Source organism: Rhodopseudomonas palustris HaA2 (assembly GCF_000013365.1).
Lineage (GTDB): Bacteria > Pseudomonadota > Alphaproteobacteria > Rhizobiales > Xanthobacteraceae > Rhodopseudomonas > Rhodopseudomonas palustris_J.
In genome coordinates, this window is sequence record NC_007778.1 from 4343968 (window position 1) to 4369120 (window position 25153).

Annotated in this window: 17 protein-coding genes; 2 read left to right on the forward strand and 15 right to left on the reverse strand. The window is 67.3% G+C overall.

Going from position 1 to position 25153, the window contains the following annotated elements; all coding sequences use genetic code 11:
• Positions 1-2: 2 nt before the first annotated feature.
• From RPB_RS19190 to RPB_RS19250, 12 genes are all read right to left on the reverse strand, one after another.
• Entirely contained in the window at positions 3-1058 is a 1056-nt protein-coding gene (locus RPB_RS19190) for a zinc-binding dehydrogenase (protein WP_011442684.1), read from the reverse strand.
• 147 nt (positions 1059-1205) lie between these two features.
• Positions 1206-2258, reverse strand: a complete 1053-nt coding sequence (locus tag RPB_RS19195) for an alpha-ketoacid dehydrogenase subunit beta (protein ID WP_011442685.1) — start codon at positions 2256-2258, stop codon at positions 1206-1208.
• Positions 2255-3226: a thiamine pyrophosphate-dependent dehydrogenase E1 component subunit alpha gene (locus tag RPB_RS19200; protein ID WP_011442686.1), complete on the reverse strand. Its 972-nt coding sequence runs from the start codon at positions 3224-3226 to the stop codon at positions 2255-2257. The genes RPB_RS19195 and RPB_RS19200 overlap by 4 nt, the downstream gene beginning before the upstream one ends.
• A gap of 13 nt (positions 3227-3239) precedes the next feature.
• Positions 3240-3899 (reverse strand): class I SAM-dependent methyltransferase, encoded by a 660-nt coding sequence (locus tag RPB_RS19205; RefSeq protein ID WP_011442687.1) that lies wholly within the window; start codon positions 3897-3899, stop codon positions 3240-3242.
• Between the two features lie 8 nt (positions 3900-3907).
• The gene (locus tag RPB_RS19210; protein WP_011442688.1) at positions 3908-4945 is read right to left on the reverse strand and encodes a GDP-mannose 4,6-dehydratase; all 1038 of its coding nucleotides are present in this window, start codon (positions 4943-4945) and stop codon (positions 3908-3910) included.
• Positions 4942-5880, reverse strand: coding sequence for an NAD-dependent epimerase/dehydratase family protein (locus RPB_RS19215; protein ID WP_011442689.1), 939 nt, complete (start codon positions 5878-5880; stop codon positions 4942-4944). The genes RPB_RS19210 and RPB_RS19215 overlap by 4 nt, the downstream gene beginning before the upstream one ends.
• 215 nt (positions 5881-6095) lie before the next feature.
• The gene (locus RPB_RS19225) at positions 6096-6779 is read right to left on the reverse strand and encodes an SIS domain-containing protein (protein ID WP_157038867.1); all 684 of its coding nucleotides are present in this window, start codon (positions 6777-6779) and stop codon (positions 6096-6098) included.
• Positions 6780-7000: 221 nt separating this feature from the next.
• On the reverse strand, positions 7001-7933 hold the full coding sequence (locus RPB_RS19230; protein ID WP_011442691.1) for an FkbM family methyltransferase: 933 nt from the start codon (positions 7931-7933) through the stop codon (positions 7001-7003).
• A 186-nt stretch (positions 7934-8119) separates the two neighbouring features.
• A complete protein-coding gene (locus RPB_RS19235) occupies positions 8120-10786 on the reverse strand; it encodes a DUF1522 domain-containing protein (RefSeq protein ID WP_011442692.1) in 2667 nt (888 codons plus the stop codon).
• A 304-nt stretch (positions 10787-11090) separates the two neighbouring features.
• Entirely contained in the window at positions 11091-12698 is a 1608-nt protein-coding gene (locus tag RPB_RS19240) for a hypothetical protein (RefSeq protein ID WP_011442693.1), read from the reverse strand.
• Positions 12699-12705: 7 nt separating this feature from the next.
• Positions 12706-14577, reverse strand: coding sequence for a flagellar hook-associated protein FlgK (gene flgK, locus RPB_RS19245; protein WP_011442694.1), 1872 nt, complete (start codon positions 14575-14577; stop codon positions 12706-12708).
• Between the two features lie 43 nt (positions 14578-14620).
• Entirely contained in the window at positions 14621-16417 is a 1797-nt protein-coding gene (locus tag RPB_RS19250; RefSeq protein WP_011442695.1) for a flagellar hook-basal body complex protein, read from the reverse strand.
• Positions 16418-16695: 278 nt separating this feature from the next.
• On the opposite strand from RPB_RS19250, the gene RPB_RS19255 reads away from it, so the two are divergent.
• Together RPB_RS19255 and RPB_RS19260 are read left to right on the forward strand one after the other, a co-directional pair.
• Entirely contained in the window at positions 16696-20976 is a 4281-nt protein-coding gene (locus RPB_RS19255) for an ATP-binding protein (protein WP_011442696.1), read from the forward strand.
• A 101-nt stretch (positions 20977-21077) separates the two neighbouring features.
• Positions 21078-21350, forward strand: a complete 273-nt coding sequence (locus RPB_RS19260; RefSeq protein WP_041798362.1) for a hypothetical protein — start codon at positions 21078-21080, stop codon at positions 21348-21350.
• 17 nt (positions 21351-21367) lie between these two features.
• Here RPB_RS19260 and RPB_RS19265 read toward each other — a convergent pair whose 3' ends face one another.
• The 3 genes from RPB_RS19265 to RPB_RS19275 form a co-directional block, all read right to left on the reverse strand.
• Positions 21368-22807 carry a glycosyltransferase family 39 protein gene (locus tag RPB_RS19265; protein WP_245258259.1) on the reverse strand — a complete coding sequence of 480 codons (1440 nt, stop codon included), beginning with the start codon at positions 22805-22807 and terminating at the stop codon, positions 21368-21370.
• Positions 22808-23034: 227 nt separating this feature from the next.
• Positions 23035-23532, reverse strand: coding sequence for a peptide-methionine (R)-S-oxide reductase MsrB (gene msrB, locus RPB_RS19270; protein WP_011442699.1), 498 nt, complete (start codon positions 23530-23532; stop codon positions 23035-23037).
• A gap of 146 nt (positions 23533-23678) precedes the next feature.
• Positions 23679-25142 (reverse strand): NAD(P)/FAD-dependent oxidoreductase, encoded by a 1464-nt coding sequence (locus RPB_RS19275; protein WP_011442700.1) that lies wholly within the window; start codon positions 25140-25142, stop codon positions 23679-23681.
• Positions 25143-25153: the final 11 nt, after the last annotated feature.

Below are 25153 nucleotides of genomic sequence, written 5' to 3' on the forward strand. Positions count from 1 at the left end.
GGTCAGCCCAATGTCGCATCGATTTCGATCAGCGGCCGCACGCTGCGGCGCTGTTCGAGATCGTCGAGGGCGATGTTGATCTCGTCGAGCGCGTAGCGGCGGCTGAACATCGAGGCCAGCGGCAGCTTGCCGGCGCGGAACAGGCCGGCGAGCAGGTCGACGTCGCGGTCCGGATTGGCGTCGCCACCCCAGGTGCCGAGGATGCGCTTGCCGCAGATCAGTTCGAACGGGTCGAGCGCGATCTTTTCGCCGGAACGCGGATGCGAGGCGAACACGCACAGCCCGCCGAACCGCCGCGTGGCGTCGAACGCCTGCTCGATGACGCGCACCAGGCCGGCGGATTCAATGGCGTAGTCGACACCGAGCCCGCCGGTCAGCTCCCGGATCGCAGCGACCGGATCCTGCTGCGACGCATCGATCGTCGCGGTGGCGCCGAGTTCGCGCGCCATCGCCAGCTTCGCGGGCTCGACATCGACGGCGATCAGTTGCCTGCAGTCGAACAGCTTGCACGCCATCAGCGCCGACAACCCGATGCCGCCGAGCCCGAACACCGCGAGCGTGCTGCCGGGCGCGGGCTTGGCGATATTGATGACGATGCCGGCGCCGACCGGCAGCGCGCAGCCGAACAGCACCGCGACGTCCATCGGCAGGCCCTGCGGCAGCAGGGTCACGCGGTTCTCCGCGACCACGGCGTATTCGTTGAACGTCGTCACCGCGCCGGCATTGATGAAGCCGTCGCCGCTCTTGTAGCGGATGCCCTGCGCGTCGGCGCCTTTGCCCTTGATCCAGCCGAGGATGACGCGATCGCCCGTCTTCACCTTGGTCACGCCGGCGCCGGTCTCGACCACGACGCCCGAGCCCTCGTGGCCGAGCATGTGCGGCAGATAGCGATCGACGCCGCGGCCGCCCCGCGCTTCCATCACCTGGCTGTGGCACACCCCGGAATACGCCAGCTTGACCAGCACCTGCCCGGCCGCGAGCGGCGGCGCCTCGACGGTCTCGATGGCGAGCGGCCGATTCAGCTCACGAAGAACGGCGGCGCGGAAGGTCACGGGCATCGCGAACTCCGCTCTTTGGAAATCGAACCCATCCCCGTCATTGCGAGCGAAGCGAAGCAATCCAGAGCGCCGCGGTCGGCGCCCCTGGATTGCTTCGTCGCTTCGTTCCTCGCAATGAGGTTGAATGTCTGTGCCATCACCGCCCCCTCAGAACGGCCCGGAGAACCAGTCGCCCGGCACGTCGTGCGGGAACTGGCGTCTGGAAACGAGCGACGCGGTCTCGACCTCGCGGCCGAGCATCCGGCCGACGGCCTCGGCGATGTGCTCGGCGCGGACGTGATAATTCTTGGTCAGCGCCGGGCTGGTCGCTTCCGGCACGTCGGGCGCGGCGAGCCGCTGCGGCGCGCATGTCAGGCTGCTGAAATGATCGGTCGCGATCCGCGCCACGATCTCGCCGGCGACGCCGCCGGTGAGATGGCCGGGGTCGAGCGCCAGCAGCCGGCCGGTCTTGTGCACCGAGGCGATCACCGCCGGCCAGTCCAGCGGGCGGATCGTGCGCAGATCGATCAGCTCACAACTGATGCCCTGCGCGGCGAGGTGATCGACCGCGTGCAGCGCCTCCACCGTCATGTAGCTCATCGCCACGATCGTCACCGCGTCACCGCTACGCACCACGCGCGCCTTGCCGAGCGGTTCGCGGACGTCGCCGGCGGGCACCTCGCCATTCATATTGTGCAGCCAGCGATGCTCGAGGAAGATCACCGGATCGTCGTCGAAGATCGAGGCCAGCAGCAGGCCCTTGGCGTCCTCGGCGGTGGTCGGCATCACCACTTTCAGCCCGGGAATATGCGCGAACCAGGATTGCAGGCTCTGCGAATGCGTCGGCCCCTGGCCCCAGCCGCGGCCGATGATCATCCGGATGGTGATCGGCACGCCGCGGGCGCCGCCGAACATGAAGCGCCATTTGGCGGCGTTGTTGACCAATTGATCGAGCGACAGCAGCGCGAAGTCGAGCCGCTGATGCGTCATCACCGGGCGCAGCCCGTTCAGCGCGGCGCCGATCGCGATCCCGGTCATCGCCGCTTCCGAGGTCGGCATGTCGAACACCCGGTCCGGGCCGAATTGCTTGTGCAAATCGAGCGTAGTACCGAACACGCCTTTGGGATCGTCGGTGCCGAGCCCGAAGCAGATGACGCTGTCGTCGGCGGCGAGCGCCGTGGCGAGGCCATCACGGATGGCGGCGGCGAAACTCGTGCTCATGCCGGCCTCGCATAGACGTCGGTGAAGGCCTCGCCCGCGTCGGGAAACGGCGACGCCTCGGCGAAGGCGAACGCCTCGTCGATCTCGGCGTCGATCTCGGCCTGCATCGCGGCGATGCCGGACTCGCTGACTACGCCCTCGCCGATCAGCGCGCGCTGCAGCGCCGGCACCGGATCGCGCAGCTTCCACGCTTCGTATTCGGCGGCGCTGCGATAGCCGATGTCGTTGTCGTAGTTCGGGCCGCAATGCTCGCGCCAGCGATAGGTCTCGAACTCGTAGAACCGCGGCCCCTCGCCGGCGCGGATCGCCGCGACGCCCTCGCTCAGCGCGGCGTGCACCGCGCGGGCGTCGTTGCCGTCGCCGTGATGCGTGGGCAGGCCGAAGCCCGCGACCATCTCGTACAGCCTGCGCCCCGGCGGCTGGCGCACCGACAGCGGCGAATACACCGAATAGCCGTTGTTCTCACACAGGAACAGCACCGGGAGTTTCTTCAGCACAGCGAAGTTCACCGCCTCGAAGAACACCCCGGTCTCCGGCACGGCGTCGCCGAGGAACACGCAGGCAATCTGCCCGGTCCGCTTCAGCTTCATCGGATAAGCGAGCCCGACGCCGACCGGCACGGTGCCGCCGACGATCGCGGTCGAGCCCATGAAGCCGGCGCTCTCGTCGATCAGATGCATCGAGCCGCCCTTGCCGCGCGAGCAGCCGGTGACACGGCCGTAGATCTCGGCGATCATCGCCTTCAGCGAGCCGCCCTTGGCGAGATAATGCGCATGCGCGCGGTGGCCGCTGACGGCGAGATCGGCCGGTTCCAGTGCCGCGCCGGCCGCGGCCGCCACCGCCTCCTGCCCGACCGACAGATGCGTCGGGCAGCGCATCTTCTGCTCGCCGTAGCGCTTAGCGATCGTCTCCTCGACGGCGCGGATGCGCATCATGTCAAACAGCAGGCGGCGCGGCAGCTCGCTCATGGCACCAACCCGATCATGGGATGAACCAGTAGTAGTCGCCGGTGTAGCCGATCTCGTCGAAGAACGCGGTCCATTCGTCGACATGCATGATGGTCTGCGCGGTGAGGTTCCACGCCATCATCCGACGCCTCTCCTCCTCGTCGCGATAGGCATCCACCGTGATGAAGGCGCCGCGGCGCGCCACCCGCTCGATCTCGCGCAGCGCCCTCGCACAGTCGTCACGGACGAGATTGTGCACGGTGTTGATCGAGATCACCACGTCGAACGATTTGTCCGGGAACGGCAGATCGACCGCGCTGGCGACGCTGAGATGCGGCCTCATGTCGTCGATGCCGTGTTCGATCGCATAGGCCGAGACGTCGACGCCCTTGACGGTGATGCCCGGGATCAGCTCGGCCATGTCGTGCAGCATGAAGCCCTTGGCGCAGCCGACGTCGAGCACCGACGACGACGCGTCGAGGCCGAAATGCGCCTGGAACGTCGGAATCACCGGCTGCCAGAATCGCGGCATGTAGTTGAAGCCGCCATAGCCGTGGCGGCGGTCGCCGTCGAAGAACTCCTTGCCGAACTGGCGCGCGACCGCGCGGTCCTCTTCGGATTTGGTCTGGCCGCGCTCGTCGACATTGCGCTTGGTGCGCGGGTAGTTGACGAGCAGATCGATTTCCTGGCCCATCGATGTCCTCAAGGCTTGTGCGCATAGTCGAAAGGTTGGTCCTTCAACACATCGAACCAGCGATCGACCCAGCGGATGGTATCGTCGATGCCCTGCTCCAGCGTGACGCGGTCGCTCCAGCCGAGCTCACGGCGGATCTTGCCGCTGTCGAGTCGGTAAGCCGAGTCCTTGCCGAGCCGTTCGCCGACGATCTCGACGTGATCCTCGAACTTCACGCCCATCGTCGCGCAGATCAGTTCGACCAGCTCGCGGATGGTGACGATGCGGTCGGTCGCGATGTGGTAGGTGTCGCCGAGCGTGCCTGCGGCCGCGATCCGCCGCGTCGCGTCGGCGACGTCGGAAGCTGCGATGAACGAGCGTTCCGAGGTGCCGCCGCCGTGCAGTTGCAGCTTGCGGCCCAATCGGATGAACAAGATGGTGCGCGGCACGATCCGGTACAGCCGCTGCCCCGGCCCGTAGACATTGGCGGCGCGGGTGTACAGCACCGGAAACTGATAGGCGCGGAAATACGAGCGCAGGCTCATGTCGCCGGCCGCGCGCGACACCGCATAGGGCGTCGAGGGATCGAACGGCGCCTCCTCGGTCAGCGTGCCGGTGGCGTTGCCGTAGACCTCCGGCGTGGTGACGTGGACGTAGCGATCGAGGAAGTCGCAGTGCCGCAGCCGCTCGTGCAATCGCACAGTGGACACCACGTTGGTCATGAACCAGTGGTCGGGATTGAGCCAGCTCTCGCCGACCATGCTTTGCGCGGCGAAATTGATGATCCAGGGACACCGCTCGGCCTCGATCAGCGCCATCAGCGCGTCGAGGTCGTGGTTGAGATCGAGCTGGCGGAAGCGGAACCGCTCGGTGTTGGTCCAGCGATACGGCAGGAACGCCTGGTGCGGCTCCGGCGAGCGGCTGACGCCGACCACTTCGGCGCCGTGGTCGAGCAGATCGCGCACCATCTCGGCGCCGGTGAAGGAATTGCTGCCGATCACCAGCACCTTGCCGAACGCCGCGCCGGCCTTCGCGTCGGGAGAGGATGCCGGGATCGGTCGGGTCACGCCTGCACGCCCCGCTGCATCCAGCGCAGATTGTAGTGCCGGTCCTCGTTCTTCAATTCGCCGCGCTGGAACTTGACGATGATCTCGCGGATCGCGTCGTTCACCGTCTTGTTCGGCTTGAAGCCGGTCGCCAGCAGTTTGTCCGAATTGATCCGGTAGGAGCGCGGGTCGTTGGATTCGGTGACGGTGATCTTCGTCGGCACCTGGGCGTCGACCATCCTGGCGATGTCGAGGATCGAGATGTTCTCGAAGCCGGCATTGTAGACGCCGCGCAGCTCGGGCCGCTCCAGCAGCATCACATAGAGGTCGGTGATGTCGTCGATATGGATGTTGGGGCGGACCTGATTGCCGCCGAACACGGTGATCTCGCCATTGGTCAGCGCCTGCATGGTCAGCATGTTGACCGAGACGTCGAGCCGCATCCGCGGCGACGGCCCGCACACCGTCGCCGGCCGCACGATCTGCACCGCCATGTCGTCGGCGTAGCTGAGCATCACCCGCTCGGCCACCATCTTGGTCTTGTTGTATTCCGAGATCGGCTCCAGCGTCAGATCCTCGGTGACCTGCTCTTCGTCCTTGATGCCGTAGACGCTGCCGGACGACGCGTAGATGAAGCGCTTGATGCCTTCGCGCGCGGCGCGGTCGGCGAGCTGCATGGTGGCGAGCGCGCTGATCTCCCAGGTCAGTTTCGGATTGAGATCGCCGCACGGATCGTTGGCGACGGACGCCAGATGGATGATGGCGTCGATGCCGTCGAGCGGAATCGTCGCGGCGTCGCGGACGTCGCCGCGCACCACCGTCAGCGCCGGGTGCGGGGTGAGGTCGTTGCCGAACCACATGATGTCGAACGCCACCACCTCGTCGCCGCGCGCCAGCAGCTTCGGCACCAGCGTGGTCCCGACATAGCCGCAGGCGCCGGTCACCAGAATCTTCATCGCGTCATCCCATCGAGTTGGTTCACGGGCAGATTTCGCACAAGCAGACGTCGGGCGTCGCGGGCCACGCCGGAACCATCGGCTCCGCCGTCGCGGTCAGCACACAAATGCAAAGTCTGGATCGCGGCGTATCCGCCGCATTCCCGAACTACTGCTGCATCGCCGGCGAGACATACGTGCATTGTTTCACGCGCTGGTAGGGCCGCGCGGCGCGATCAGGGGGCGGCCGGCAGCGGCACGCGCTGGCCGCAGGCGAAATCGAGGATGGCGTGGCACAGCGTCAGATGGCCGATCTCCACGAAGCCGTATTGCTCCGAAGCGAGATAGAAATTGATATCGCCCTGGCCGCGCAGCGGGTTGTCGGCGGAGAAGCCGCTCAGCGTCACGATTCGGCAGCCGCGCTGCTCCGCCACCGCCACCGCGTTGAGGATGTTCGGCGAGCGGCCCGAGCTCGAGATCGCGATCAGCAGGTCGCCGTCCTGCGCGAACAGCTCGATCTGCTTGGCGAACACCTGCTCGTAGCCGTAGTCATTGCCGAGGCAGGTCAGCATCGCGCCGTCGTTCAGGCACAGCGCGCGCATGCCGCCGTTCTTGGAATAATCGGTCGCCATGTGACTGGCGATCGCGGCGCTGCCGCCATTGCCGATGAAGATCAGCTTGCGGCCGTCGGCATGGGCCTCGCGCGCCCAGGCCATCACCAGCGAAGCCGCGACCTCCGGACCGAAGGTCCGGCCTTCGCGATCGGAGACCTGGGTGGCGGCGAGCGTGTCACGGAGGAAGTCGAAATAGCCGAGCAGCTGCGCCTTGGAGACCAGCGGGCTCGGGGCGACATCCGCGTGGATATCACCCGACGATTCTGGGGAGAGCGGCTCCCGGGTCTTCGTCTTGCGCGACTTCATCATCTGCGTTCCAGGCGCCCAAGATGCGCGTGATTCGTCACTAATGACTGAATCGCAACAAACTGGCAACGCGCAGACACGGAGCGGAAACAAAACAGCGCCGGCGTGAGCCGCCCTCGCGTCGTCCGTGAAGGCCCCCTCGGGACTCTACGGGAGCAAGCCGGCGCGGCCGGCGGCGTGTTCTTGCAGGTGGGATCGGGGTCGGTCGCGCTCGTCCGCGCCTAGGTCGGCGGCAGGCCCGGCATCGCGTGCTTGCGGGTGAGAAAGGCGCTGCCCTGCTTGTACGAGGTCGGCAGGTCGGCAATCTTGGCCGCCTTGCGCCAGCCGGTCTTCTGCGTGAACAGATGCACGCCCGCGTTCGCGGCGTAGTCGAAGATCGCCGCGGCATTGGCGTCGCTGCCGATCTCCAGCATCACGTCGAGGCCGTCCCAGCGCTCGGCCGGCAGCGAGGTGATGATCACCGCCTCGTGCCCCTCGGCGTCGATCTTGGCGAAATCGACCTGTGCGGCGATCGCGGCAAACGCCTCGAGCCGGACGGCGAAGCGGTCGATCTGGCCGTAGGGATCGCTCTTGGCGCCGGCGAGATGGCTGCCGGTGGTATTGCCGCGCAGCCGCAGGAATTCCGCCTGGCCGGCCTCGGCCGACACCGCCGCCTCGTGCACCGTCACCGTGCTGACGCCGTTGGCGGCCATGTTGGCCTTGAACAGCGCGATGTGCTCGGGATCTGGCTCGTAGCTCTGCACCTCGAAGTCGCAGCGCGCCATCACCAGGCTGTGCAGGCCGATATTGCCGCCGATGTCGGCGGTCTTCCGGTAGACGCCGCGGTTCTGCCAATAAAACGCGAACAGGATCAGCTCGTCGAGGCCGAACAGGTCGAGCGAATCGACCGCCCCCATCGCATGATACGGGAAGCTGATCGGCCCGAACGGGCCGAACGCCACGTCCTTGCCGCCCTGCGCGAACAGCGTCACCACCGCCTGGCGGGCCGCGGCGGCGAGCGCCTGATACGCCGCCCCGCCCGGCGCATGGTGATGCGCGAGCTCCGGCAACGCAGCGATGATCGCGGCGAGAACGTCTTCGGCGGCCGGCGCGCGAGGCGCGACGACGGCCTGCGACAAATCGTTGCTACCTGATACCGGGGCGGTCTGGCTCATGGTGAGATGCCGTCGCTGATTTGCCGATCACTCACTCCGACCACATTTCGACGCACAGGGCAAGCGATGCCCCCGCGGCCGGATCGGATCGGTCGACGCCGGCGCGATCGGGGCGGCGCGGCAAAAGAAAACGGCGGGGTTTCCCCCGCCGCTCTCCAGATCGTTAGTTCGACGATCGCTTCAGTTTTAGCGCAGCAGCTGGAGCACGCTCTGCTGCGACTGGTTGGCCAGCGACAGCGCCGAGACCGCGATCGACTGACGGGTCGTCAGCGCCTGGCTGTTCGCCGCTTCTTCGTTGGTGTCGGCCAGCGTCAGGTTGGACGAGCCGGTCTGCAGCACGTTGATCAGGCTCTTCGAGAAGTCCTGACGGGCCTGCACGATCGACAGGTTCGAACCGAAAGCGGACGACTGCGACCGCAGCGCGGTCGAGGCGGCACTCAGCTTGGTCAACACCGAGTTGGTGGCGTTGTTGTCGATGAAGTCCGTGCCCGAGGCCAGGGTCGACAGGCCGAGGCCGGTCGGGTTGAAGGTCACGCCCTGGATCGAGATCGTGGACTTGCCGGTTTCGTTGAACACCAACTTCAGGTTGTCGCCGTTCAGCAGGTTGACGCCGTTGAACGAAGAGTCCTGCGCGGTGGTCTTGATCTGGTCGAGCACGTCGTTGAACTGCTTGACCAGGCCGGCGCGGGTGTTCTGGGCGTTGACGTCGGCCACCGGTGCGGTCGGCACGGTGAAGGTCAACTGCGAGGCCAGAGTGCCGCCGAGCACGCCGCCGTCAGCGCCGCCCAGCGTGCGGGAGGCGTAGTCGTTCGACGCTGCGATCGTCAGCTTGCCGGAGGCGTTGTCGATCGACGCCGTCAGGTTGTTGGCAGCCAGCGCGACGTTGAGCTGGGCCAGCGACTTGACGGTACCGTTGCTGCCATCGCCGAGCGTGACATTGACCGCCGAACCGCCATTGAAGGAGGAGAAGGTCAAGCTCTTGCCGTTCAGGCTGCCGGCGGCAACGCCGCGGGTCGCGGTGAACGAGGTCGAGGTCCCGCTCGGGCCGGTGAGGCCGAGGGCGGCCAGCGCATTGCCGGTGCCGTTGATGGTCAGATCCGACGCGAGGCCGGTCGACAGCTTCAGCGAACCGCTGGTGATCGACGAGTTGGCGGAGCCATTGGCGGTCGCAATCGTCGCGCCGGAGATCCCGAGCGTGGCGACGCGGACGCCGGTGGCGAGGTCGATCGCCTTCAGCACGTCATCGAGCGTACCCTTCTGCAGGTACACGGTCGAATTGCCGCTGCCGTCGGTTTCGACGTTGCCGGAGATGCCGGTGTGGCTCGACGACGCGGTCGGAACCGCGGCGTTCTTGAAGGTGATGGTCTTACCGTTCACGTTCAAGGTCGAGCCGTCGGCGATCAGCGTGCCCATCGTGGTGCCGCTGGTGGTGCGCTGCTTGGTCAGGGTCAGCGGACCAGTACCACTCGAAGTGGTCAGGCCGAGGTTCTTGAACAGGTCGGTGAAGGCCGTGACGTTCAGATCGCCACCGGTCGAGCTCTGGATGGTGGTGATGCCGGCGGCGACGGCGGAAGCCGTCTGGCCGGAGTTGGTGCTGATGGTCGCGACACCCGACGAGATCGACGCCGCCTTGACGCCGTTCGCGAGATCGATCGCGGTCAACAGATCGCCCACCGTCGCGTTGGTGAACTTGGTCTGGTCGCCGAGATAGATCGTCGAGTTGCCGTTGCCGTCGGTGCCGATGCGGCCGAGGACGCCGGTGCCGGTCGGGATGTTGTTGCCCTGCGGCGCGTCGGCGGTCTTGAAGGTGATGGTCTTGCCGTTGACCGACAAGGTCGTGCCGTCGGCGATCGCCGTGGTGGTCAGGCCACCATGGGTGTTGAACAGCTGCGTGCTCGCCGAGATGTTCGCCGACGCGGTGGCGGCAGCGGTATCGACGGTCTGCGCGGTCAGGCCGAGCTTGGCCAGAACGGCGCCACCGGCGTTATCACCAACGGTCAGCGGGCTGTTGGTGCCCGAGTGCAGTTCGAGCCGGCCGGCGGTAACGGCCGAGGACAGGCCGGTGTTGCCGTTGACGGTGTCGATGGTGTCGAGCAGCGAGTTGACGGTCTGGTCGAGACCGATCGTGTAGTTGCCCGAGGAGTCCTTGCTGGACGCGCCGGCGGTCGTGAAGGTGATGGTCTTGCCGTTGACGGTGATCGAGTCACCCGCGGCAGGGCCGGTCGCCGTCACGGTCGAACCGTTGGTCAGTTCGCTGATCAGGTTGGTGCCGGCCGCGGTCGCGGCGGCGGTGCCGACCGAGAGCACGGCGCCGGTCGCCGTCGCGTCGACCGCACCGAGGACGGTCACAGCCGCCGAAGCCGCGATGCTGACGATCGCGCCACCGAGCGTATCGGTGCCGGCCGCAGCCGTGGTGCCGCCGGTGGTGCCGTCGAAGATCACGTTGCCGGTCGCAACCGCATTGTCGAAGCTCTGGGTGCCGCGGATATCCTCGGCGGTGGCGCCGGAGATGGTGGCGGACACGTTCGACTTCGTGGCATAGCCCGAGGTCGTCTGCAGGGCCTGGTTGGCGATCGACTTGGCGCTGTCGACGAGCTTCGTCAGCGAAGTGATACCGGTGTTGGCGGCCTGCAGGATCTGCACGCCGCTGCTGATGCCGTCGAGCAGGTTGTTGATGTCGCTGGCGCGGGCGTCGAGCGAGGCGGCGGTGAAGAAGTTGGTCGGATTGTCGAGCGCCGAGTTCACCTTCTTACCGGACGAGAGCCGGCTCTGGGTGGTGGCGAGCAAGTCTGCCGTGGCCTGAAGCGACGAGAGGTTCTGGCGGACGGCATTCGAGAGAACGATACCTGACATTTTTTGCTACCTTCCTGGTGCACAACTGCGATCTTCTTGATCGACCGCGGAACCATGACCGGCAGACTCTAAAAATGCGTAAAGGAGCGGCAGCGGCTTTAACCGACCAAAATCCGCGTAAAACCACGGGCTTCCGGCGCCTCGAGCCCCGCCTGGGAAGCCTCGCTGCCGCTCCGGTGGGCAGTCATTTAGTCGAAAGATGTTGGAATCCGCGTGACTTGGACCGACCGTGCCGGCCGCGAACAAACAAAAAGGCCGCCGTGCGTTCGACGCAACGGCGGCCGATCTGTTGAGAGATCGTTAACTAGAGAAACTTGACCAGGCTCATTTGATAGAGCTGCGAGGTCAACTGATACGACGCCTGCAGGCTGGTCTGCAGCGCCAGGATCTTGGTCGCGACCTCGTCGTTGTTGATGCCTTCGATCGAGTCCAGCATGGTCTGCGCCAGCGCCTTGGTCTGGGTCTGACGGTCGGCGGTGGACTTCATCGCCGCCTGCGCGCCGGCGAGATCGGCCTGGATGTTCTGGATCGTCTGCTGCCCCGGGACCGTGGCGAGGTTCGCCGCCACCCGCTGGTTCAGCGCGGCCAGCTTGTTGGAGCCGTTGGGGTCGGTCGCCGACGTGGTGACGGCCGCGAACACCGCCACCGTCTGCAATTGCTTGCGCAACGCCTGCTCGTCGGCGCGGATGCCGTATTGCACGGTGATGGCGTCGTCGACCCGCCCGACCGCGGTGCCGCGCGCCGGGTCGGACGCCGAGTCCGGCTCGCCATGGTACCAGAACACTGTATCGGCCGGCGTGCCCGCGACCGAAGCGGTGGCATTGCCGAACGGCGCGGTGCCGGCGACGCGCAGCGGCGGCGTGTTGCTGAAGAAATCGTCGCCGGCCTTGATCGCCGAGGCGGCGGCGAGCGCGCTGCCCGACAATTTCTGCACCGCATCGGTCAGCGCCGCCTGCATATTGGCGGCCGTGATCGCCGGCGACGCCGGCACCGGCGGCACCGCCAGCGGGTCGCCGGGATCGATCGCGAAGCTGTTGGCCGGCAGCGGCGTCTGCGACGACGCCGTCAGCTTGATGGTTTCCTGGGTGCCGTCCGGCAGGTCGAAGGTGAACGAGACGGTCTGGCCTTCGGTCGGCACGACGGCGCCGAGATCGATCCCCATCGCGACCGGGTTGGGCGCGGCCGGCGGGATGGTCGGCGGCGTCTCGGTCGGCTGGGTCACCGTGGCGCCGGTGATCGTGGTCGAGATCGCCGAGATCTTCAGCCCGTAGGGCGAGGCGCCGATCGGCGTCGGCAACGCATACGGATCGGCGGCGAAATCCTCGCCGATCTGAACCGAGGTCGGCGTGGCGCCGGCCGAGACGATGGTGCGCCCCATGCCGGTGGTGCCGAGGTCGGCCTCGAGGCGTTCTCTGATGACCTGTTTCAGCCCGGCGATCGCGGCGCCGTTGCCGTCCATGATCTGGTCGGCGGCGGTCACCGGCGCGGTGTCGGTGGTGCGGCCGGAGAACAGATAGCGGTCGCTGGTCTGCGAGTTCAGCATGTCGACGGAATCGAAGAAGTCGAGCGATGCGGTCTTCTGCCCCGGCGTTTGGCCGGTGTTGTCGAGCGTCGAGCCGGCGCTCGCGGCGGCGCCCTTGACCTCGCTGCCGATGTCGTTGAGCCGCTGCAGCGCCAGATTGGCGACGCTGATGCGGGTGTTGATGTTGGTCATGGTGTCGGAATAGCTGGCGATGTTCGCCACCTGCGCGCGCAGCCCGATCGCGAGGCCGCGTCCGGTGCCCATGCCCGCATAGTTGGTCGCGACCCGCCCGTTCGCGAGTTGCGCGGTCATATCCTCGATCTGGCTGCGGAGATTGAGAATCCCGGAGCCGATATAGGACGTACGCCCGCTTACGCCATCGATTGCCATCGCCGCCTCACATCGCCTGCATCAGCGTCTGATACATCTGGTTGACCGTCGACATCACTCGCGCGTTCGCCGAATAGGCGTTCTGCAGCGAAAGCAGATGCGCCATTTCCTCGTCCATGTTGACGCCGGAATTGGTCGCGTATTTCTGCTGCAGCGTATTCAGGACGACGCTTTGTCCGCTGGCGAGCTGTGTCGCCGCCTGCGCATTCGAGCCCTGCTGGCTGACGAATTGCTGCAGGAAGCTCTCCAGCGTGCCGTTGTAGGGCGCGGCATTCGATCCGATGCCGGTCGTCGCCGAGTACAGATATTTGCTGCTGGTGAGCTGCTTGGTGATGAAATCCGGCCGCGTGGTGTCGCCGGCCGCGGTCGGCGGCGTGGTCGAATACACCACCAGCCGCGACGGATCGGTGACCAGCGCGGGATTGACCGAGATGCGCTGCGCGAGGCCGGTCATCTGCGTGCCGTTGCCGCTGATCGCGCCGGTGTAGGGCGAGCCGGCGTCGGTGAACAGCGGCACCTCGGCGCTGCCGCCGGTCAGCGACGTCACCGTCGACGTCACCGAGGCGGAATTCACCGTCGAGAAGCCGGGATTGTTCAGGACGGTGATGTTCGGCGAGGTCCCGGTGAACTGCAGGTTTCTCGCGTTCAGCGCGGCGTTGAGCTGCGCGGTGACCGACCCCGAGGCGCCGGAGAAATCGATACCGACCACGTAGTCGTTGGGATTGAGCGTCGCGGTCTGCGGCAGCGGCAGCGCCGTCGGATCGTCGACGCGCATCACCGAGACGGTCCGCTGCGCGCCGGTCGTGGTGTCCGTGTAAGTGATGTTGACCGTGTTGCCGGCCTTCATGTCGGTCAGATCGAGGTCGAAACCCGTCTGCGCGCCGGAGGTCGCCGGCGTGCCGGCGGTGGTCTTGTCCGACAGCGCGCTGGCCATCGCCGCGGCGAACTGGTCGAGCTGGGTTTGCGCCTGCACCAGCGTGTTGTCGCGCAGCTCGACATAGGCCGCCATCTTGCCGGACTTCAGCGAATTGGTCAGGTCGGCCGTGCTGCCGTCAGGGTAGACGATCCGGACCGAGCCGAGCTCGCTCGCCGAGGTGTTGGGATTCCAGGTGGTGCTCGGCGTCACGGTGCCCTGGGCGTCGAAGCTGAGCTGGGCGGCCTGCATGCCGACGAGTTGCATGCCCGAACCGGTGAACACCGTGACCTGGTTGGAGGCGTCGGTGACGACGCGGATGTCCATCAGCTGCGCGAGCTGGTTGATCGCGGCGTCGCGCTGGTCGAGCAGCGACGCGGTCGCCGCGTCGGTGGAGGTGCCGCCGGCCGGGTTGGTGCGGATGTTGTTGTTGATCGAGGCGATCTGCTGCAGCAGATTGTTCGCCGTGTTGACGGCGTCGGTCAGGCCGGTCTCGGCGCCGGTGCGCAGCGTCTGGATGCCGTTCGACATCGAATTCAGCACGCCGGACACCACCTGCGCGGCGTTGAGCACGCCGATCCGCGCCGAGGTGCTGTCGGGGCTGGTGGCGAGCGCCTGCGTCGCCGCGGTGAGACCGTTGAACGCGTCCTCCAGCGTGCCGTTCGAGTTCGGATCGCCGAACAGTCCCTGCAATTGCTGCAGGAAGTCGGAGCGCAACGAGGCGTAGGACGCGCCCGACGTCTCGGTGCGGAGCTGCGCCTGCAGATAGGCGTCGAGTTCGCGGTTGACACCGGTGATCGAAACGCCGCTGCCCGACGGGCCGGACAGCGTCGTGACCTGATTGACGGTCTTGCGGACGTAACCCGGCGTCTCGGCGTTGGCGACGTTCGACGACACCAGCGACATCGAGGCCTGGTTGGCGCGCAGGCCCGCCATTGCGATCGAAAGTGCGTCTCCGAGACTCATGACCGACTACCGGTTGGACGAACGAAAAGGGGCGACGCGCCGATCAGCGCATCACGTTGAGCAGGTCCTGCACCATGGTGTTGGCCGTGGTGATCACCTTGGTGTTGGCCGAATAGGCCTGCTGGGTGACGATCAGCTTGGTGAATTCGTCGGCGATATCGGTGTTCGACGATTCCAGCGACGAACCCGAGATGCTGCCGCCCTTGCCGTACAGCGCCTCGCCGGATTCGTTGGTCACCTCGAACGCGCCGCCGTCGATGCGCTTGAGGAAGTTGGCGCCGTTGAAAGTGGCGACCGAGACTTCGGCGAGATCGATGTTGCGGCCGTTGGAGTAGGAGCCGACGACGCGGCCCTCGTTGCTCACCGAGACGCTGGTGAGCTGGCCGGCGGCGTAGCCGTCCTGCTGCAGCTGGTTGACCTGGACGTTGCCGTTGGTGTCGGAGAACTGCGTCAGGCCGCCGGTGCCGAACGACATCGTCACGTTGCCGAGCGACACGCCGGACACCGTCAGATTGGTCAGCGTGAGCTGGCCGATCACCGGGTTCATCTGGCCGCTGGAGTTGAAAGTGAAGTTGGTATTGACGTTCTGCCACGCGACCGCGGTGCCGGTGGCGTCGGGATTGACCTGATAGAACAGGTTCCAGACGTCGGAATGGCCGGTGCCGAGCGTCGCGGAGTCGATCTTCGCCCAGCGGAACTGCACGTTCACCGGAGCGCCGGAGCCGTCATAGGCGGTGGTGGCGCCACCCGAGATCGACTCGTCGAGGAAAGTCTGGTTGTCCGTCCCGATCACCTGGCCGGTGCCGACCGTGCCGCCGCCGGTGCGGATCACGCTGAACGGGCTGGTCAGGCCGAGCGAGGCGAAGGCTGCGCTGGTGGAGGTGATGGTCAGATCGCTGGCCGTGCCGGTGTGCAATTCGAGCGCGCCCGACGTCACCGTCGACGCCGCGCCGCCGCCGGAAATCGCGTCGATCTTGCTCAGCAGATTGGTGATCGTCGAGTCGACCGGAATATTGGTGGCGTCGTCGGTGCCGCCGGACGCGGTGAAGGTGATGGTGGTGCCGTTGACGACGATGGTGTCGCCGACCGCGAAGTTGACGCCGATCGAATCCGTGCTGGCGGCGCCGCTCAGCGTGGTGGCGCCGGTGATCGGGGTGGCGTCCTTGGCGTTGATCTGCAGGCCGGCCCTGGAATTGTCGCCGAACGGCGGCGGCGTGGTGCCGCTGACCTGCGGGTTGTTGGCGAAGTCGGCGGCGCGCAGCAGTTCCGATCCGGGGATCGAGGTGTCCTGCTTCGTGGTGAGCGGATAGCGCGCCAGATTGGCGCGATAGTTGATCTTGGTCGTCTCCTGCGACGGCAGAAAGTCGTTCTGGAACTTCAGCACCGTCGGCGTGCTGCCGACCGGGTTGCCGGTGGTCGGATCGATCGCCACGCCCTGCAGATAATAGCCGGCGCCGTTGACCAGATAGCCGTTCTTGTCGAGCGAGAAGTCGCCGCGGCGGGTGTAGTTGTTGACGCCGGTGAACACCGGGCTGTTGTCGGAGAAGGAGCCCGGCTTCTGGACGGCGAAGAAGCCCTCGCCGTTGATCGCCATGTAGGTCGACACCGACGCCGACTGCACCGAGCCGGACAGCGTGTTGGTCAGCCGCGATTCCGCGGTCACGGAGCCCGCGAGCTGCTGGTTGGTGCCGGCCTGCGGGATCAGGTCGAGAAACGAGGTGTCGACGCGCTTGAAGGCGGTGGTCTGCGAATTGGCGATGTTGCCCGAGATGTTCTCGAGCGCATAGGAGTTCGCACGCAGGCCCGCGACCGAGGTGGTGAGAGCGCCGAAGATACCCATTACTCACTTCTCCCAATTCGAGCCGACACGCGGCCGTTTGTTGTCTGACTTCACGACACGATCCGGCAAACTCCCCGCAAGCTCCGTGCCAATCCGTAAATTCGTTGTTTTTCAGAGACTTGAATGACCGCCGGAGCATCTGGCGACGTGGCGGAATTGCCGGGCGCGGCAACTCTTGCCGATCGCGGGGAGCAAAAAACGGCGTCGGGAGCCGTTGTTCCGATGGAACCTTTCGCCGGGTTCGGGCGTTCGGCCCGTTCAAATTGGCGGGGGAAGTGTTGGCAGACGTCGAATGGCCGGGGTCATCGCCGGGGCGCGGGTCCGCTGGTCACGAGAACCTGTTTCTCGGGCGCGGCGAACTCACGACCCTGCTGCGGCAATTCGATTGGGCGGCAACGTCGCTCGGTCCGCCCGAGCATTGGCCGCAGGCGCTCAAGACCGCCGTGCGCATCATGCTGACCTCGCAGCAGCCGATCTGGATCGGCTGGGGCCTGGATTTGATCTATCTTTATAACGACCCCTACAAGGCGATCATCGGCGGCAAGCATCCCTGGGCGCTGGGCCGGCCGACCCGGGAGGTCTGGCACGAAATCTGGGACGATATCGCGCCGCTGCTGGCCAAGGCGACCAGCGGCGACGAAGGCACCTATGTCGAAGCCCAGCTCCTGATCATGGAGCGGAACGGGTTTCCCGAGGAAACCTATTACACCTTCTCCTACAGCCCGATCCCCACCGAAGACGGCTCCCCCGGCGGCATCTTCTGCGCCAATACCGACGACACCAAGCGTGTCATCAGCGAGCGGCAATTGTCGCTGCTGCGCGATCTCGCCAGCAGCGCCGCGCAATCCCGCACCGTCGCGCAGGCCTGCGACAGCGCCGCCCGAGCGCTTGCGACCGATGCCCGCGACTTGCCCTTCGCGCTGATCTATCTGGTCGAACCTGGCGACGCGAGCGTCCGGCTCGCCGCCTCGGCCGGGATCGACGCCGACCACCCCGGCGTCAAGCCGGTGCTGTCGCTGGAAGAAGGCGCCGAATACTGGCCACTGGCAGAGGCGCTTCAGTTCAATGAGCCGCGGCTGATGCGCGACCTGCCGGGGCATTTCGGGTTCGATTTCCCGGCCGGCGGCTGGCGCCAGCCGCCGAGCCAGGCGATCGTCGTGCCGATCCAGTCGAGCGGCGACACCGGCCATTCCGGCTTTCTGATCGCCGGCCTCAATCCGTTCCGGCTGTACGACACCGCCTATCGGGATTTCCTCACGCTGGTGGCGGCGCAGATCGCCGCCGCGATCACCAACGGCGATTCCTACGAGGAAGAACGCCGCCGCGCCGAGGCGCTGGCCGAGATCGACCGCGCCAAGACCGCGTTCTTCTCCAATGTCAGCCATGAATTCCGCACGCCGCTGACGCTGATGCTCAGCCCGCTCGAGGACGTGCTCAATCAGGCGACTCTGCCGAACGATCAGCAGGCGCTGCTCGGCATCGCGCATCGCAACGGCCTGCGGCTGCTGAAGCTGGTCAACACCCTGCTCGACTTCGCCCGGATCGAGGCCGGCCGGGTCACGGCGCATTTCACCCCGGTCGACCTGTCGTCGTTCACGGCGGAGCTCGCCTCCAACTTCCGCTCCGCCATCGACAAGGCCGGGCTGCGCCTGACGATCGACGCGCCGCCGTTGCCGCAGCCGGTCCATGTCGATCGCGACATGTGGGAGAAGGTGGTTCTCAACCTGCTGTCCAACGCGTTCAAGTTCACCTTCGAGGGCGAGATCGCCGTCACGTTGCGCCCCACGCCGGACGGCCGCTCCGCCGAGATCGTGGTCCGCGACACCGGCACCGGCATTCCGCCGGACGAGATCCCGCATTTGTTCGAGCGCTTCCGCCGCATCGACGGCGCGCGCGGCCGTTCGATCGAGGGCAGCGGCATCGGGCTGGCGCTGGTGCAGGAACTGGTCAAGCTGCACAGCGGCAGCATCGGCGTCGAGAGCGAACTCGGCCGCGGCAGCGCCTTCCGCGTCACGCTGCCGTTCGGCGCCGCGCATCTGCCCGCCGACCGCCCAAGACACGATGCGCTGCAGGTCACCACCAATATCCGCGCCCAGGCCTATCTCGACGAGGCGATGGGCTGGCTGCAGGGCGAACGCGACCCGGAGACCGACGCCCCCTACGCCTCCACCGCCGAGGATCTCGGGCGCGGCACCATCAGCAGCGGTGCGGCGCGGCCGCGTATCCTGCTCGCCGACGACAATCCCGACATGCGCGACTACGTCACCCGGCTGCTCGGCGAAAGCTACGAGGTCGAAACCGTCGGCGACGGCGTCGCCGCGCTGGAGGCGGCGTGGAAGCACCGGCCGGACCTGGTGATCTCCGACATCATGATGCCGCGGCTCGACGGCCTGAGCCTGCTGAAGGCGCTGCGCAGCGATTCCACGCTGGCCGACGTGCCGGTGATCTTCCTGTCCGCGCGCGCCGGCGAAGAGGCGCGGGTCGAGGGCCTCGAGGCCGGCGCCGACGATTATCTCAGCAAGCCGTTCAGCGCCCGCGAATTGCTGGCGCGGGTGCGCTCCAATCTCGACATCGCCGAGGTGCGGCGCGAGGCGCTGCGCACCGAGCACGCGTTGCGGCAGGAGTCCCAGGCCGCGCGGCAACGGGCCGAGGGCATTCTCGCCAGCATCAGCGACGGCTTCATCGCGCTCGATGCCGACTACCGTTTCACCTACGTCAACGCCGCCGCCGAACGGATGATGCGGCGCTCCGCATCCGACCTGATCGGGAAGGTCGCCGCCGAGGCCTATCCGGCGGTGGTCGGCAGCCGGATCGAGGACAGCCTTCGCCGCGCCCTCACCCAGCGGATCGGATCCGAGTTCGAGATCGAGCATCCGTCGAGCGACCGCTGGTTTCACCTGCGCGTCGCGCCGACCAACGGCGAGAGCGTCTCGGTGTATTTCCGCGACATCACCGAACGCAAGCGGACCGAGACCGCCTTGCGCGACCTCAACGACCGGCTCGAGGAGCAGGTCGCGCAGCGCACCGCCGAGCTGCGGCAGAAGGAGGCGCGGCTGCGCACCATCTTCGCCGCGAGCTACACCTATCAGGCCCTGCTCGACGTCGACGGCGCGGTGATCGACGCCAACCTCACCTCGCTCTCCGGCATCGGCGCGAGGCTCGAGGACGTCGTCGGCCAGCCGTTGTGGGACACGCCGTGGTTCGCCGGCACGCCCGGGATGCAACAGACGATCCGCGACGACGTCGCCGCCGTCGCTGCCGGCCAGAGCGTGCGGCGCGAGATGCAGCTCGATCTGCCGGTCGGCGGCTGGCGCTGGTTCGACTTCCAGATGCGCCCGGTGCACGACGCGCAGGGGCAGATCATCGCGATCGTGCCCGAGGCGGTCGAGATCACCGAGCGGCGCAAGGCCGAGGAAGCCTTCCGCCAGGCGCAGAAGATGGAAGCGATCGGCCAGCTCACCGGCGGCGTCGCGCACGACTTCAACAATCTGCTGACCGTGATCCGCTCCTCCGCCGATCTGCTGCGCCGGCGCGAATTGCCGCCGGAGCGGATGCGCCGCTACGTCGACGCGATCTCCGACACCGCCGACCGCGCCGCCAAGCTGACCGGTCAGCTCCTCACCTTCGCCCGCCGACACGCCCAGAACCGCCAGGTGTTCGACGCGGCCGGGCAGATCGAGCAGACCGCCGAGATGCTGCGCACCGCACTCGGCTCGCGCGCCAGCTTCGCGTTGAAGATCGACCAGCGGCCGCTCGCGGTCGAAGCCGACGCCAATCAGTTCGACGCCGCGATGGTCAATCTCGTCGCCAATGCCCGCGACGCGATGGACGGCCAGGGCGCGCTGGAAATCCGTGTCGCAGCGGCGGCGCCGACCGCGCAGGAAACCGCCGCAGGCGTCATGGACGTGGTCGCGGTGTCGATCGCCGACACCGGCGCGGGCATTCCGCAGGACCAGATCGACCGCATCTTCGAGCCGTTCTTCACCACCAAGGACGTCGGCCGCGGCACCGGCCTCGGGCTGTCGCAGGTCTACGGCTTCGTCAAGCAATCCGGCGGCAACGTCACCGTCGAAAGCGCGCTCGGCTGCGGCACCACCATCACGCTGCGGCTGCCGCTCAGTTCCAAGCCGATCGAGGTGCGCGATCGCGTGCCCAACGGCGATACGACCAGACCAGCCGAGCGCCGTTGCGTGCTGGTGGTCGAAGACAACGCCGAGGTCGGCGAGTTCTCGACCCAGCTGCTGCACGACCTCGGCTACGAGACCGTGCTGGCGACGAGCGCCGAGCAGGCGCTGCAATTGCTCGACCAAGACGACGCCGCCCGCTTTCATCTGGTGCTCAGCGACGTGGTGATGCCCGGCATGGACGGCGTCGCGCTCGGCCGCGAGATCAGGAGGCGCCTGCCGCACCTGCCGGTGGTGCTGAATTCGGGCTACGCCCACGTGCTGGCCGACGATGGCCATCACGGCTTCGAATTGCTGCACAAGCCGTATTCGGTCGAGGACCTGTCCAAGGTGCTGCGCCGGGCGCTGATGGACAGCCGCCGCGCGACGAGCTGACGCGCCGCACGCGGTTCCGCCTTGCGCCAGATCACGACATCCGGCATTGCGCTATGGCATCGGACACGGACGATCGAAACGCGAGGCCGGAGCGGGAGAGCATGAGCGAAGGCGAGATGGCGCAGCAGGTGCTGCAGAGCTTGCAGCAGACCGAGCTCGCGGATTCGAAGGCGGCGCTGGAGATCCTCAACGGGCTGGTCGGGCTGGTGACCGGCGACGGCACGCCGCATTCCTTCGAGGTCGACGAGGCCCGCGCCTCGACCTTCATGGCGGTCTGCGAATACGCCAAGGCGCTGCACCGCGGCCTGCCGGCCGATACGCTGCGTCCCGCCGCGATCGCCGCCGCCGAGAAATGGTCCGCGCTCGCGCGGTGAGCGAAGGCTCTCCGGCCTCAGCCCGTGCACGCCTTCGGCGCGACGAAGCGATAGAAGTAGTCCTTGGTTTTGCCGGTGTGGGTGCGCAGCACCGGCACGCTGATGCGCTTTTCCTCGGACATCGTCGCACCGGGAAACGCCGTGGCGAAATCGCCGGGGACCTGCGGCAGCGTGTAGACCAGCACCGCGCCGTTCGCTTCGAGTTTCGCCGTATCGAACCAGCGCGCCTTCGGAATGAAGTTGATGGTCATCGAATCGCCGTCGGGGCCGGCGGCGATGCCGATGCCGTAGACGGTCTGGCGGTCGCCCAGATAGTAACCGGGACCGCATTTGTACTTGCTGTTCCAGTCGGCAAGGATGACGCGCGCCGCCTGCGCGGTCGGCTCCTGCAGCCCGCTATGCGAGGCGAACAACAGATAGACGACCGAAGCCCCGGCGGCGAGCACAGCATACAGCACGCCGAGCGACTGCACGGTCTGGCGCACCGCCACGGCGCGCCGCGACTCGTTCCAGGTGAACAGCGGCGCCAGCGCCAGCACCGCGAGTTCGGCGAATGGCGCGCCGTAGCGGGCGATGTATTCCAGACCGCAGCCGGCGATCAGCACCACCAGCACGGCGAACATCGCGACATTGACGATGACGATGAACTTGAGTTCGTCACTGGCCTCGGCAAACCGCGGCACCCGCCACGCGATCATCCGCCGCCCGACCGCGATCGCCAGCACGATCGCGCCGGGCAGCAGCAGCGGCAGATAGCCGGCGACCAGCAGGCCGAGCCGCCGCGCGGTGTCCGCAACCGAACCGAAGCCGGTGAAATGCCGCTCGCCATAGGCGATGGTGGTGCCGTAGCGCCAGGCCGCGATCGCGTGCGGCAGGAACAACAGCGCGCCGACCAGCACTGCCACATAGGGCCCCGGCCGGCGCAGGCAGGCGCGAACCGACGGCACCGCGACGATGCCCGCCGCCATCGCCAGGAACAGCACGGCGGCGTTGTACTTCGTCAGCGCCGCGATCGCCGCCCAGATGCCGAGCAGGATCCAATGCAGCCAGCGATCGGTGCTGCGCCCGCGCAGGAAGTGATACAGCACCGCCGGCCAGGACATGAGCTGCAGGATGTCGGCATTGAGCGCCCACGACAGCGGCGCGAACACGACGTAGAACGACGCCGCGGCGAGCGCCAGGACGTAGGCCGCCATCGCCCGGTCGACCAGCAGCCGTAGCGTGGCGTAGAGATAGCCGAGCCCGATCGCGAGGCAGATCTGGTTGACGAACACGATCGCCGTGCCGGACGGCCCGAACAGGCGATCCACCGCGCCGCCGGCCCACACCATCATCGGCGGATGCACAGGCGTCAGCAGCGGAAAATGCCGGCCCCAGGCGACCAGTTCGCGGGTGTCGTAGAGCGGTGTGGGAAACACCAACGCAGCGAGCACCACCGGCAACACCAGCGCGGCCACGACCAACGCCGACAGACCGATGGAAAACCCCCACCGGGACAAAACTCGATCCATCCGCCAGCCGCAACATTTCCAGATGTTGAATTGTGGCGGTTAGATGCGAGGTGGCGCAGCCTTGTCAATCGAGCCGGAGGCTTTCGCGGCTTGAAAACCTCGAATTGAGACGTAGCGACAAGCAAAATGCTTCGGGGCGGCCCGTTCCGCGACGAACCGCCCCAGGGAGCCCGTCAGCTCGGCTTCGACGTCTCCGGCTTGAAGGTCAGTGCGAAGCCGTCCATGCAGTAGCGCAGGCCGGTCGGCTTCGGGCCGTCGTCGAACACATGGCCGAGATGGCCTCCGCAGCGGCGGCAGTGGATTTCGGTGCGCACCATGCCGAGCGTCGAGTCCTTGCGCTCGCCGACCGCGTTCGGCAGCGGCTGCCAGAAGCTCGGCCAGCCGGTGCCGCTGTCGTATTTGGTCTCGGACGAAAACAGCGGCAGGTCGCAGCCGGCGCAGGCGAAGGTGCCCTTGCGGTGTTCCTTCAGCAGCGGGCTGGAGAACGGCCGCTCGGTGCCTTCCTCGCGCAGGATGTGGTACTGCATCGGCGTGAGCTGCTTGCGCCATTCCTCCGGCGTCTTTTCGATCTCGAATTTTTCCGCGGCGCGGGCGTCGTCGGGCCGCAGCCAGCGGAATCCGAACACCGCCGCGAGCGCGGCGGAAGCGAGCAGGATGCGGCGGTCGATCATGGTGTCTCCGTGCGGTGCGCGGGCGGGGCGGATCGGATTGTGTGGCCTTGGTCCGAGATACGCAGGCGGCACCCTCAAAGTTACATCAGCGCCCTGCCGGCGCGCTCACATTGTCGCGAGCAAGCGCGGCGTGCGCTGCGGCAAGATCACTCGATCGGGCCGGGTTCACCGCGGCGGGCGTCCTGTGCGCCGGGCTCGGCGCGATCCCGCGGCGGCGCGTCAGCCCGCCGCTGCCCCCCGGCACTTCGCACGCGGCTGTTGGCGGCCTGCAGCCGCTCCTCGCGGAGCCGGCTGCGCACGGCGGCGCGTTCGCGATAGCGCGCCAGCAGGCCCGCGGTCATCGCGGCGCGGCGTTCGACGATGCTGACGCCCTGGCCGACAACGCGGCCGATCCGGCCGCCGGCCCAGACCAGTTCGAACGGATCGAACAGCCGCCAGCGCTGGTCGCCATGGACGATGCCCTGCGCGATCAGCCGGCCGGCGATCGCGGTGGTCGCCAGCCCCTGTCGGCCGAACCCGCTCGCCACCCACAGCCCGCGGCGCAATTCGCCGATCTGCGGCATGCCGTGCACGGTCTGGCCGATCGCCCCGCTCCAGCTTTGCGCGATCGCCACGGCGCCGAGTTGCGGATACAGCGCCGCGATCCGCCGCCGGATCAGGCCCTCGAGCCGCTTCGGTGCGACCTCGAACGTCGTCTCCGGCCCGGTCCACAGCAGCCGGTCGCCGCCGACGATGCGGTAGTGATCGACGCCGTCGGTATCGGCAATCGAGCCGGCAAAGGCGATCGCGTCGGCCAGGCGCTCCCCGAGCGGCTCGGTGAGCACGGCGGCGCGCCACATCGGCAGCAGCGTCGCGGTCAGCCGCGGCGACGGCGCGCCGAGATCGACATTGCCGGCGAGCACGATGTCGGAGGCGCGCAGCCGCGCGTTCGGCGTGGCCACGCGCTTGCGGATGCCGGAGAAGTCGATCCCGAGCGCCGGCGTGTCCTCGAAGATCCGGACGCCGGCGCGTCGCGCCATCGCCTCCAGCCCGCGAACATAGCGGCGGCCATCGAGCTGGAACGCGTCGGGAAAATGGATGCCGTGGAAATAGCGGTTGGTCCGCAGCATGTCGCGCACGCGCTCGATCTGCCAGCCCTCGACCGCGGTGCCGAAATCGACGCCGAGCGTCTGCAACCGATCGATCAGCCGGTCGCCGAGATCGACATTGGAGACTTCGAGCGCGCCCGTCGTCAGCGCGATGCCCGGCATCGTCTCCTCGGTGGCGCGCGCGCGGACGATCGCCATGCCCTCGCGCGACAATGTCCACAATTCGCCCGTGTGGGCGACGCCGATCCGTTCGATCAGGTCGCCGATCGGCACGCCGTAGCCCGGCATCACGCTGCCGAGCGTGGCGCCGGACGCGCCCCAGCCGACCCGCCGCGCTTCGAGCACGGCGACGCTGAGGCCCTGCTGCGCCGCCTCCAGCGCCACCGACAATCCGGCCAGGCCGGCGCCGATCACGCACAGGTCGACGTCGAGGTCGAAGGTCAGCCGCGCGTGCGGATTCGCCGCCGTGTCGGGCGCGAACGGGTCCGGTCCATTGGTCGCACTTGTCGCCGGAGGGGTCATGACGTTTCCTT

What these genes read in the sequence shown, in the direction of transcription:
- RPB_RS19215 (WP_011442689.1), bottom strand. Translation starts at nt 5,880, where the DNA reads ATGAAGATTCTGGTGACCGGCGCCTGCGGCTATGTCGGGACCACGCTG.
- RPB_RS19190 (WP_011442684.1), bottom strand. Translation starts at nt 1,058, where the DNA reads ATGCCCGTGACCTTCCGCGCCGCCGTTCTTCGTGAGCTGAATCGGCCG.
- flgK (WP_011442694.1), bottom strand. Translation starts at nt 14,577, where the DNA reads ATGAGTCTCGGAGACGCACTTTCGATCGCAATGGCGGGCCTGCGCGCC.
- RPB_RS19275 (WP_011442700.1), bottom strand. Translation starts at nt 25,142, where the DNA reads ATGACCCCTCCGGCGACAAGTGCGACCAATGGACCGGACCCGTTCGCG.
- RPB_RS19200 (WP_011442686.1), bottom strand. Translation starts at nt 3,226, where the DNA reads ATGAGCGAGCTGCCGCGCCGCCTGCTGTTTGACATGATGCGCATCCGC.
- RPB_RS19230 (WP_011442691.1), bottom strand. Translation starts at nt 7,933, where the DNA reads ATGAGCCAGACCGCCCCGGTATCAGGTAGCAACGATTTGTCGCAGGCC.
- RPB_RS19195 (WP_011442685.1), bottom strand. Translation starts at nt 2,258, where the DNA reads ATGAGCACGAGTTTCGCCGCCGCCATCCGTGATGGCCTCGCCACGGCG.
- RPB_RS19205 (WP_011442687.1), bottom strand. Translation starts at nt 3,899, where the DNA reads ATGGGCCAGGAAATCGATCTGCTCGTCAACTACCCGCGCACCAAGCGC.
- RPB_RS19250 (WP_011442695.1), bottom strand. Translation starts at nt 16,417, where the DNA reads ATGGGTATCTTCGGCGCTCTCACCACCTCGGTCGCGGGCCTGCGTGCG.
- msrB (WP_011442699.1), bottom strand. Translation starts at nt 23,532, where the DNA reads ATGATCGACCGCCGCATCCTGCTCGCTTCCGCCGCGCTCGCGGCGGTG.
- RPB_RS19225 (WP_157038867.1), bottom strand. Translation starts at nt 6,779, where the DNA reads ATGAAGTCGCGCAAGACGAAGACCCGGGAGCCGCTCTCCCCAGAATCG.
- RPB_RS19235 (WP_011442692.1), bottom strand. Translation starts at nt 10,786, where the DNA reads ATGTCAGGTATCGTTCTCTCGAATGCCGTCCGCCAGAACCTCTCGTCG.
- RPB_RS19260 (WP_041798362.1), top strand. Translation starts at nt 21,078, where the DNA reads ATGAGCGAAGGCGAGATGGCGCAGCAGGTGCTGCAGAGCTTGCAGCAG.
- RPB_RS19240 (WP_011442693.1), bottom strand. Translation starts at nt 12,698, where the DNA reads ATGGCAATCGATGGCGTAAGCGGGCGTACGTCCTATATCGGCTCCGGG.